Source organism: Halorubrum sp. CBA1125 (assembly GCF_009742825.1).
Taxonomy (GTDB): domain Archaea; phylum Halobacteriota; class Halobacteria; order Halobacteriales; family Haloferacaceae; genus Halorubrum.
Genome location: NZ_WPCE01000193.1, coordinates 1 through 5,035, shown reverse-complemented (window position 1 = coordinate 5,035; position 5,035 = coordinate 1). Strand labels below are relative to the sequence as shown.

7 protein-coding genes are annotated in these 5,035 nt (G+C 70.8%); 5 read left to right on the top strand and 2 right to left on the bottom strand.

Annotation, left to right across the window (positions count from 1 at the left end; translation table 11 throughout):
- Positions 1 to 415: topoisomerase DNA-binding C4 zinc finger domain-containing protein (locus GJ633_RS13675; RefSeq protein ID WP_197431347.1), on the top strand; the 415-nt coding region annotated here is incomplete at its 5' end.
- Between the two features lie 75 nt (positions 416 to 490).
- Here GJ633_RS13675 and GJ633_RS13670 read toward each other — a convergent pair.
- Entirely contained in the window at positions 491 to 952 is a 462-nt protein-coding gene (locus GJ633_RS13670; RefSeq protein ID WP_156589258.1) for a hypothetical protein, read from the bottom strand.
- A gap of 355 nt (positions 953 to 1,307) precedes the next feature.
- Between GJ633_RS13670 and GJ633_RS13665 the strand changes: the two genes are divergently transcribed.
- A complete protein-coding gene (locus tag GJ633_RS13665) occupies positions 1,308 to 2,177 on the top strand; it encodes a hypothetical protein (RefSeq protein WP_156589257.1) in 870 nt (289 codons plus the stop codon).
- Between the two features lie 350 nt (positions 2,178 to 2,527).
- Positions 2,528 to 3,271: a glycerophosphodiester phosphodiesterase gene (locus GJ633_RS13660; RefSeq protein ID WP_321169092.1), complete on the top strand. Its 744-nt coding sequence runs from the start codon at positions 2,528 to 2,530 to the stop codon at positions 3,269 to 3,271.
- Between the two features lie 104 nt (positions 3,272 to 3,375).
- Here GJ633_RS13660 and GJ633_RS13655 read toward each other — a convergent pair whose 3' ends face one another.
- Complete coding sequence (locus tag GJ633_RS13655; protein WP_156589255.1) at positions 3,376 to 3,954, bottom strand: hypothetical protein; 579 nt, start codon at positions 3,952 to 3,954, stop codon at positions 3,376 to 3,378.
- Between the two features lie 133 nt (positions 3,955 to 4,087).
- On the opposite strand from GJ633_RS13655, the gene GJ633_RS13650 reads away from it, so the two are divergent.
- Positions 4,088 to 4,660 (top strand): magnesium transporter, encoded by a 573-nt coding sequence (locus GJ633_RS13650; protein ID WP_156589254.1) that lies wholly within the window; start codon positions 4,088 to 4,090, stop codon positions 4,658 to 4,660.
- Between the two features lie 89 nt (positions 4,661 to 4,749).
- Positions 4,750 to 5,035 (top strand): magnesium transporter (locus tag GJ633_RS13645; RefSeq protein ID WP_197431348.1); only part of this gene is annotated, 286 nt, incomplete at its 3' end.

Below are 5,035 nucleotides of genomic sequence, written 5' to 3'. Positions count from 1 at the left end.
GGGGGACGTCGTCTGTCTCGACTGCGAGACGCGCCGGGGGCTGCCGGCCGGCGCGAGCGTGACCGACGGGACCTGCGAGGCGTGCGGGCTCCCGAAGATTCGCGTCGAGCGCGGAGAGCAGTTCCACCTCTGTCTCGATCCCGCCTGCGACCCCTTAGTAGAGGCGGTCGCGGACCGGTTCGACCGTGTCTGGGAGTGTCCGGACTGCGACGGCGAGCTGACGGTGCAGTCGGCGCCCGGCCGGGTCTTCCTCGGCTGTGAGAACTACCCCGACTGCGAGACGACGTTCTCGGTCCCGTCCGGCGTCGTCGTCGACGAGTGTGACTGCGGGCTCCCGGTGTTCGAGACGGCCACCGGCCGAGACTGTCTCGATCGCGCGTGCACGGTCGGCGGACACGCGGTAGGCGGTCGCTGAGGGTAGATGGGTCGCTGACGCGGTAGACGGGCCGCTGACGCGATAGGGGTCGAGAGGAACTCCCCCCGTCGCGCGTCATCCGGCCGGATCGAGGCGGTATCGCGTGGTCTCCCGTCCCTCGAACTGCGGACCGTTGCCCGTCGGTTCGAAGCCCGCGGCCTCCACCGCCCGCGCGCGCTCGTCGTCCTCCGGCACGACGATCTCGACGTCCATCCCCTCGCGGCTCGCGAAGCGCAGCGGCTCTTCGAGCAGGCGACTGACCGTCGGCCGGTCGCCCTCGAAGTCCGTCACGTGGACCGTCTGTCCGCGCGCGTCGAACGCGACGAACCCTCGGACGGACGGTGCTTCGCCGCCTTCCCCGCCGTTGACGGCGGCGTCACCCGCCGCATCTGCGTCGAGCCGGGCGTCGCCGTTCGCGTCTGGAATCGCGACGCGGACCGACCGGTCGTGGATCATGTCCGTCACGACGCCTCGCGGTCGGCCGGTCGCCGCGGCCAGCGCCTCGGCGTCTGACTCCAGTGCGTCACGGATACGCATACCACGGATATCGCGCCTGCAGGTATAAATCCGCCGTCGCACGGCCGACACGGTCGTTGCCGCACGGCTAACACGGTCGTTGCCGCACGGTCGGCACGGTCGTTGTCGCACCATCGAGGGTGTCGAGCGTGTGAGTGCGCGTCAATGGGGCTGACGGCGGGGGGTAGTTCCCAACCGGAGGGTAGCGGACCCGACCTCGCCCCGCAGCCGCTCGCTCTCCCGTCCGAAAAGGTTAATTTAAACGACCGGCGGCCGCACGGTCGCGTATGAGCAAGGCCACCACCCTCGTGCTCGGGACCATCGGCGTGTCGGCCGTCCTGTCGATCCTCATCATCCTCGCGTACGTCCTCGGCTGATGTTCTCGTCGCGGGCGCTCGACGACGACCTCGACGCCGTCCGGGAGCGCCACGCGCCGGGGACGCCCGTCCTCGACGTCGACACGGACGCCGAGACCCTCCCCCCGGCGGTCGCCGAGGACCTCGGATTGTTCGTCGACGGGCTCTCGCCGGCGTCGTTCCCGAGCGAGTGGCTCCCGGCGGACGCTCCGGAACTGCTGGTGCGGTACATCGGTCCGACGTTCACCGTCGGCCTCCCCGGCGCGGGAACCGTGGTCCGGACGACCCAGACCGACCCGCCGGCGCTGCTCGTCAAGCGGCGCGCGGAGGGGACGCCGGACGACTTCCTCGCGTTCCTGATCGCGGACCGGCTGGTCCAGATCGGCGTCGAGCCGGCCCCCGGATCGCTGCCGAGCGAGACGCCCGCTGGACGCCTCCCGGAGAGCTTCCTCCCGTTCTTCGGCGAGCGCTACCGCGACCTCGACGCGGCCGTCCGGCGCCCCGACCCGGAGACGGGCGCCTCCACGACCGGGCACGGACCGAACGACGTCTACCAGATCGCGGCGGCGCTGTTCGACGCCTGGGTCGGGCTCCACACCCGCGACGTCTTCGCCTCGTGGGAGGGGACCCATCCCCGGCTGTTCGAGGCGTGGCGGGACGCCGGCGACCGCCTGGAGGGACGGCTCGGCGACCTCGCCGGCGAGGTCGCTCGCGGCGAGACCGACTTCGCGAGCGCGACGGAGTACGCCTGCTCGGCGGTCCGCCACGGGCTGGAGCTGCCGGCGCCGTTCGCCGCGCTCGACACCGCCGCGTACCGCGATCGCGGCGCTCCCTACGCCGTGAAGTGGGCGGAGAAGACGTTCGCGTCGATGGTCGACGACGCCGGGTGACGGCGGTACCGACCGGCGATCGCGTGGGACACCGTCGTTCACCCTCGTGCGGGACAACTGCTTTCACCCTCCGGACGAACAGTGGTGATCTGTGACACACGACGCGTCACGCGCGACCGACTCGCCGAATCGGCACGGCACGCACCGGCGCTGCAGGTTCCGCCAGACCGGAGTCGCGTCATCGATCCGGGCGGCCGGAGCGTCGGGTCCGGCCCGGTGCCGCGCTCGCTGAGACGATCGATATGCCTCTCGACCCCGAGCGGGTGTCGCGGCGGACGGCGTTGAAACGAGGCGGTGCCGGTTTCGGATCGATCGCCGGTCTCGGGCGTCTCGATGCGAGCAGGGCGGCCGTGGATCCGCCGTCGAGCCCGCCGGTCGTCGCCCACCGCGGGTGTGCCGCCGAGTATCCGGAGAACACGGTGGCTGCCATCGAGGCCGTCGCCCCGCTCGTCGACCGGATCGAACTCGACGTCCGCCGGTGTGGCACCGGCGAACTCGTCGTGTTCCACGACCCGACGCTCGACCGCGTCACGGACGCGTCGGGGCGCGTCGACCGCACGCCGCTGGATCGGCTCGCCGCGCTGGAGGTCGCCGGGTCCGGCGAGCCGATCCCGACGCTCGCGGCGGCGTTCGAGGCGACGCCGGCGGACGTCGGCCTGATGCTGGACCTCAAGGCCTCGGGGTTAGTCGCCGACGTCCTCGCGCTGCACGCCGACCACGACCACGAACTGCTCTTGACCGCCGACAATCGGGCCCCTCTCGCGACCGCCCGCCGGGCTGACCCGACGGTCCGGACGTCGTACGCCGTCCGCGAGTCGCCGGTGAACCGCCTGCTCCGGCCGTTCGTTCCCGGTCTGCCCCCGGCGGTGTACGCGCCGGAGGACGTCGACGCCCTCGTCCGGGCGGCGACGAGCGCGGGCTGTGCGGTCCTCTCCCCGCGATATGAACTGTGTCTGCAGACGGACCTCGTGGCGGTCGCCCACGACGCCGGCCTCCGCGTCTTCCCGTGGACGGTCACGACCGAACGCGAGTTCGCGGCGCTCGCCGAGGCGGGCGTCGACGGGGTCGTCTCGGACGTGTGTCGTCTCGGGTGACGCGTCGTCACGCTGTCATCCGAGTGCTCCGCTCGCGACTCGTGAAAGGCCGCGAAACGACCGACTGCGACGCCTCGACGGCGACGGGCCGCGAACGGGCGACGCTACACTTCGACGGTGACGTTGCCGTCGTCGTCGAGTTCGATCACTCCCTCGAACAGGTCGCGGAACCGGTCGAGCGTCGCGACCTCGTGGACCTCCTCCGAGAGGTGGAAGATCCCGACCGCGTCGTGCTCCTCGAGGAGGCCGAGGATGTCGGCGGCCGCCTCGTACACCGCGTCGTCGTCTGCGTAGTAGGCCATCTCGGTGAGCGAGTCGACCGAGACCCGCCGTTTCCCCTCGTTCTCGGTGAGGAACCGCCCGACGCGGTCGACGACGCCGTCGAGGTCGTCCGGCGCCGAGACGTAGTACACGTCGTCTGAGGACCGACGGGAGTACCCCCGCTCGACCGAGATCGTGTCGAGGATCGTCGCCTTGGTCTCGTCGACGTCGTAGTACTCCAGTTTCTGTTCGACCTCGCGTGCCGTCGTCCGGGTGGAGACGACGAGGAACGCGTCGGTGTCGGTCTTGAGGAAGTCCGTGTCGATCCGGTCCGTCTCGCCGATGCTCGGGTGGACGAGCAGGAGCCCCGTACCGCCAGGGATCGTTTCCGGCCCGTTCTCGATGGCGAGCGAGTAGTCCATGGAGTCGAGAGTCGTCCGATCGACTTAACGGTGCGGGAGACGGGGCCGACCGTTCCGCGGGACGGCCCCGGGATCGCCGGACCGCGATCGCTCCCGGGCGGTTTTTTGACCGTCGCCGCCGTCGGTCCCGTCGATGCCCGGTCACGACTCCGCCCGCGAGATCTACCGGCAGGCGCTCCCGGTGATCCTCGTGAGCCTCTGTGCCGGGCTGTTCTCTGGAACGCTGCTCGGCTCGGAGACGATGCGGGCCGGGATCGCCGAGGTACCCGGGCTCCTGTTGCTGCTGCCGGCGTTCCTCGCGACCCGGGGCGGCGTCTACGGCTCGCTCGGCGCCCGGCTCTCGACCGGACTCCACCAGGGGGTGATCGAACCGCGGTTTCACGCGGACAGGCGGCTCACGAACGCCGTCGTCGCCTCGTTCGTCAACGGGATGACCGTCTCCGTGTTCATCGCCGTGGTCACGTACCTCTGGCTCGCCGCCTTCGGGTCGGGCGGAAACCTCCTCGAACTGGTCGGGATCATGGTCGTGGCCGGGTTCCTCTCGGCGGTGCTCATGATCTCGGTGCTGCTCGCGGTGATCTTCGTCGGCTACCGACGGGGGCTCGACCCGGACAACGTGATCGGGCCGGTGGTCACGACGCTCGGCGACGTGTTCGGCGTGCTGTTCCTCCTCGTCGGCATCGCGGTCGTGGGGGGTGTGACGTGAGCGACTCCGCAGGCGACGCCGCGGCGTCCGCCCGAAAGGACCCAGAGTCGGTGGGCGCGGAGTGGTCGATCCGCCGTATCGTCCGAACGATGGTACCGCTTTTGGCGGCGCTTTCGGTGTTCCAGCTCGTCTCCGGCTCCGTGCTGGAGACGTACGAGGAGACGCTCGTGCGGAATCCCGCGTTGCTCGTGTTGGTTCCGGTCCAGATCGGCACCGCGGGCAACCTCGCGTCGATCACCTGCTCGCGGCTCACGACGCAGCTCTACCTCGGGACCTACGAGCTGAGTCCGCGGAACTCGGGGCTCCGCGCCAACGCCGGCGCGGTGGTGGCGCTCGCCGGCACCGTCTTCGGCCTCGTCGGCGTCGCGGCGTGGG

Excerpts from the sequence above, each read along its gene's own strand:
- GJ633_RS13650 (WP_156589254.1), top strand. The coding sequence starts at position 4,088 with ATGCCCGGTCACGACTCCGCCCGCGAGATCTACCGGCAGGCGCTCCCG.
- GJ633_RS13655 (WP_156589255.1), bottom strand. The coding sequence starts at position 3,954 with ATGGACTACTCGCTCGCCATCGAGAACGGGCCGGAAACGATCCCTGGC.
- GJ633_RS13665 (WP_156589257.1), top strand. The coding sequence starts at position 1,308 with ATGTTCTCGTCGCGGGCGCTCGACGACGACCTCGACGCCGTCCGGGAG.
- GJ633_RS13670 (WP_156589258.1), bottom strand. The coding sequence starts at position 952 with ATGCGTATCCGTGACGCACTGGAGTCAGACGCCGAGGCGCTGGCCGCG.